Origin of the sequence: Kitasatospora sp. NPDC047058 (genome assembly GCF_040643935.1) — a bacterium.
Lineage (GTDB): Bacteria > Actinomycetota > Actinomycetes > Streptomycetales > Streptomycetaceae > Kitasatospora.
The window spans coordinates 1-4,371 of record NZ_JBEYVJ010000502.1 but is presented as its reverse complement, the minus strand read 5'-3'; the positions used below and the strand labels follow the sequence as shown (position 1 = coordinate 4,371).

General features: G+C 73.9%; 4 protein-coding genes, 1 rRNA gene and 1 pseudogene. 3 read left to right on the top strand and 3 right to left on the bottom strand.

Going from position 1 to position 4,371, the window contains the following annotated elements; all coding sequences use genetic code 11:
* Both ABZ885_RS36305 and ABZ885_RS36300 read right to left on the bottom strand, forming a co-directional pair.
* A pseudogene (locus tag ABZ885_RS36305) lies at positions 1 to 113 on the bottom strand (electron transfer flavoprotein subunit beta); the annotation flags it as partial.
* 392 nt (positions 114 to 505) lie between these two features.
* Positions 506 to 919 (bottom strand): thioredoxin family protein, encoded by a 414-nt coding sequence (locus tag ABZ885_RS36300; protein ID WP_360198638.1) that lies wholly within the window; start codon positions 917 to 919, stop codon positions 506 to 508.
* Positions 920 to 1,159: 240 nt separating this feature from the next.
* On the opposite strand from ABZ885_RS36300, the gene ABZ885_RS36295 reads away from it, so the two are divergent.
* From ABZ885_RS36295 to ABZ885_RS36285, 3 genes are all read left to right on the top strand, one after another.
* Positions 1,160 to 1,585: a DUF4395 domain-containing protein gene (locus tag ABZ885_RS36295; protein WP_360198635.1), complete on the top strand. Its 426-nt coding sequence runs from the start codon at positions 1,160 to 1,162 to the stop codon at positions 1,583 to 1,585.
* 251 nt (positions 1,586 to 1,836) lie between these two features.
* Positions 1,837 to 2,619, top strand: coding sequence for a lysophospholipid acyltransferase family protein (locus ABZ885_RS36290; RefSeq protein WP_360198633.1), 783 nt, complete (start codon positions 1,837 to 1,839; stop codon positions 2,617 to 2,619).
* Between the two features lie 230 nt (positions 2,620 to 2,849).
* A complete protein-coding gene (locus tag ABZ885_RS36285) occupies positions 2,850 to 4,022 on the top strand; it encodes a hypothetical protein (protein ID WP_360198630.1) in 1,173 nt (390 codons plus the stop codon).
* A 111-nt stretch (positions 4,023 to 4,133) separates the two neighbouring features.
* Here ABZ885_RS36285 and rrf read toward each other — a convergent pair.
* A 5S ribosomal RNA gene (rrf, locus tag ABZ885_RS36280) occupies positions 4,134 to 4,250 on the bottom strand.
* Between the last annotated feature and the right edge of the window lie 121 nt (positions 4,251 to 4,371).

Genomic DNA, 4,371 nt, shown 5'->3' with positions numbered 1-4,371 from the left:
TCCGACAGGAGGCCGTCCACGCCCTCCCGGTCGGTGGTGTGGTCGTCCGCGAAACGACGGTCACCCGTCGCGTCCGGCACGTACTTCACACAGACAACGATCCTCAAGCTCACGGCCTGTCTCCTGTACTGGTCTCGTCCGGCGGCTGCGGCTGTGCAAGCGGGCGCGAAACTCGGGACGCACCCGCTCCGGGCAGCGGTTTCCCGTGCCGGTCCGGAACTTCCTGGCAGCATACTCGCCAGTAGCTCAGCGGTCACTACTGGCCAGTAGCTTACGCTGCCGGACCCCGGCCGGACGCCCCGCACGACGCCCGCGACGGCCCGGAGGGCCCCGGACCGGACGAGCTGCGGGACGGCCTGCACTGCCGTCGTCGCCCATCCTGCCCCAGGCCGCGCCCCGCACCACCCGACGGGGCGGCACAACCCGGCCCGGATCGCCCGTCGCACCCGTCCGGCACGGGCGGGCCGAGCACGTCAGGCCGCCCCCGCGTCAGACCGCCCCCGCGTCAGACCGCCTCGCCCAGGGCGGCGATCACGTCCGCCCTGCGCGGCAGCCCGGCCGCCCGGCGCACCACCCGGCCGCCCGCGTCCAGCACCAGCACGGTCGGCGTCCGCAGGATGCCCAGCCGGCGGACCAGCTCCAACCGCGCCTCGGCGTCCAGCTCGACGTGCGCGACCCCGTCCACCATGCCCGCGACCTCGCCGAGCACCCGGCGGGTCGCCCGGCACGGCTGGCAGAAGGCGGTCGAGAACTGCACGAGCGTGGCCCGCTCCCCGAGCGGCTCGCCCAGCTCCGCCGCCGACAGCCCTACCGCCCCGTCCTTCGTGCGCACCCGCAGCCTCCCGTCGCGCTCGGCCCGCAGCAGCCCGAACGCCCCCGCTGCAGCGAGCACGGCCACGCACACCACCAACCCGGTCATCCCCCCAGTCTGCGCCAGGCCGCCGGCGCGGCCGCACCCCGGTCCGCCGGCAGCGGCGGCCCCCGCACGGAAACGGTCGACCGCCCGGTCCGGGCGCGCGTACGATCACCGGGTGGACTCCGACCGCCCCGCACAGCCGCTGCTGACCACCCGCCGCGTGGTCGACCTGTGCCGGACCACGGCCTCGCGCTGTCGCTGACACGCGCCCGTCGTCACCCGCGCCCCACCCCCGGAGTCCCCGTGCAGATCGACCCCCGCGGCCCGCGCTTCGCAGCCGCGCTCACCACCCTCGTGCTGATCGCCGTCCTGCTCGGCGGCAGCGGCCTGCTGCTCGCCCTCCAGGCCGTCGTCTTCGGCCTCGGCGCCTTCGGCGGCCCGCACCGCTCCCCGTACGGCCTGCTGTACCGCACGCTGGTCCGCCCCCGGCTGGCGCCGCCGACCCAGACCGAGGACGAACGCCCGCCGCGCTTCGCCCAGGGCGTCGGCCTCGTCCTCGCCGCCGTCGGCACGCTCGGCTTCCTCACCGGGGTCACCTGGCTCGGCCTGCTGACCACCGGCTTCGCGCTCGCCGCGGCCTTCCTCAGCGCCGCCTTCGGCTACTGCCTCGGCTGCGAGATGTACCTGCTGATCCGCCGCACCCAGGGCCGCCCGGACCCCGCCGCCTGACGTCCCTCCCGGCGCCCGGCCGAGCCTGCGGGCCCCGCGCGCGGAAGGTTCCCGTCCGGCCCATCACGGACATCACACCCCCGTCGCACACCCGACGGCACGGCTCAGGTGACAGCGGGCACTCGTTCGGGGGATCATCTCCGTGTATCACCCGTGGCCGCCGCGGCGTGCCGCGCCTCCGGTCGGCCCCCACGTACGGCCCGGGTACCGCCGTACCGGGCCGCCAGCGCCCGTGGAAGTCAGGACTGACCGTGGCTGAGTTCGTGTACCCGCCGGTGATCGGCGCCGCACTGACCGTCTTCCGTGCGCTCGACGTGCGCATCAAGATCGTCGGCGCCGAGCACATCCCCGCCGAGGGCGGAGCGGTCCTGGTGAGCAATCACATCAGCTACCTGGACTTCCTCTTCGCCGGCCTCGGCGCCTACCGCGGCGGCAAGCGCAAGACCCGGTTCATGGCCAAGGACGACGTCTTCAAGCACGGCGTCTCCGGCCCGCTGATGCGCGGCATGAAGCACATCCCGGTCGACCGCACCGACGGCCAGCCCGCCTACGAGGCCGCCGTCCGCGCGCTCCGGGCCGGCGAGGTGGTCGGGGTCTTCCCCGAGGCGACCATCAGCCGCTCGTTCATGCTGAAGAAGTTCAAGACCGGCGCCGCCCGGATGGCCGCCGACTCCGGTGCCCCGCTGCTGCCGGTCGTCCTGTGGGGCACCCAGCAGCTCTGGACCAAGGGCCGCCCGAAGACCCTCACCAAGCGGCACGTCCCGGTCACCATCATGATCGGCGAGCCGATCGAACTGGCGCCCACCGACAAGCCCGTGATGGTCACCCGCCGGCTGCGCGCCGCGATGGGCGAGATGCTGGACCGCGCCCAGCGCGAGTACCCCGGCAAGCCGGCCGGCCCGGACGACACCTGGTGGCTGCCCGCCCACCTCGGCGGCACCGCGCCCACCCTGGAGGCCGCCGAGGCCGAGGACGAGGCGGAGGCCACCGCCAAGGCCGAACGCCGCGCCGCCCGGACCGAAGGCCAGGGCTGACCGGACCGAAGGCCGGGGCCGGCCGGACCGAAAGCCGGGACCGGCCGCCCGGCGGGGCGGGTATGAAGGTCCGTACCCGTTCCGTCAACCAGACGGTCCGCTCTTCATACTCCGTGTGACCGACCGGTGCCGCAGCGTCGCGTGTCGCCCGCGCTCCCGCACTCCCGATCTGCCACAGTGACAGCTCCCTCGGGGCCCTGTCCCGCACCAGAGACGGAGATGACACGGCGATGACCGGCACACGGCAGCTGCCACCCACCACCACGGCCCGTACCCGCGCCCGCGCAGGTGCGGGCCTGCTGCTGGCCGGCGCCATGCTCACCGGCTGCGGCGCCGAGCCGGGCGAGATCCCGCTCAGCGAGATCCGGGCGGGCACCCCGTCCGCCGCCCCCACTCCGGAGCCCGCCGCCGACGCCCCGACCGCCGGAGCCGTCGCCGTCGCCGCCAGCACCCGGCCCAACGGCCTGATCGCCGGCCGGGTCTTCCTCGACGACCGGCGCACCACCAGCGCCCTGTTCACCGTCGCCCCCGACGGCAGCGGCCAACGCCGGCTCACCCAGCCCCCCGCGCAGACCCGCGACGACCACCCCGACTGGTCCCCCGACGGCACCACCCTGGCCTTCGACCGCACCACCGGCGAATCCGCCGGCCGGATCTGGACGATCGGCGCCGACGGCGAGAACGCCCGCCCGATCGGCCCGCTCTGCGAGGCCGGCGCCGCCGACTGCGCCAACGAGGCGGAGACCACCCCGGCCTTCTCCCCCGACGGCCGGCAGATCGCCTTCAGCCGTACCTGGGGCACCGCCGACCCGACGTCCAACCAGAGCCAGTACAGCGACCTCTACGCCATGAGCCCCGACGGCACCACCGTCCAGCGGCTGACCTTCCTCACCAACGACAAGCCCTACTCCGGCTACGTCACCAACCCCGCCTGGTCGCCGGACGGCAAGCAGATCGTCTTCTCCTACCAGACCAGCGCCACCGGCCAGCCCGCCAACAGCCGCGCCCTGTACGTCGTCAACGCCGACGGCACCGGACTGCACCTCCTCACCCCGTGGGAGCTGCGCGCCGGCGACCGGGCCAGCTGGTCCCCCGACGGCACGCAGATCGCCTTCACCACCTACCCGGCCGGCCCCGACAACGCCCCGGGCGGCGGCATCTACACCGTCCACCCTGACGGCACCGCCATCGGCGCCCTCACCCCCGGCCCCTCCGACGCCGTCTACGGCGCCGCCTCCTACTCCCCCGACGGCACCTCGATCGCCTTCACCCAGGCCGCCGCCAACGGCAGGACGGAGCTGTTCACCATGAAGCGCGACGGCTCCGACGTCGCCCCGCTCACCAAGACCCCCGACGACTGGGAGAGCCGCCCGAGCTGGGGCACCGCCCAGCCGCAGAGCTGAGCCGGGCCCGGCCCACCGCCTCCAGGGGTGTGTGGGCCGGGCCGTCGGAATACCCGGAAATGCAGAGAACCCCCGCCCGGTTTCCCGGACGGGGGTTCTCTGTGAATGACTGTTCGGCGGCGTCCTACTCTCCCACAGGGTCCCCCCTGCAGTACCATCGGCGCTATGAGGCTTAGCTTCCGGGTTCGGAATGTAACCGGGCGTTTCCCTCACGCTATGACCACCGAAACACTATGAAACTGTCGACCCGCCGACAGGGCGGTCGTTGTTTCAGAACAACACAGTGGACGCGAGCAACTGAGGACAAGCCCTCGGCCTATTAGTACCGGTCAACTCCACCCCTCACAGG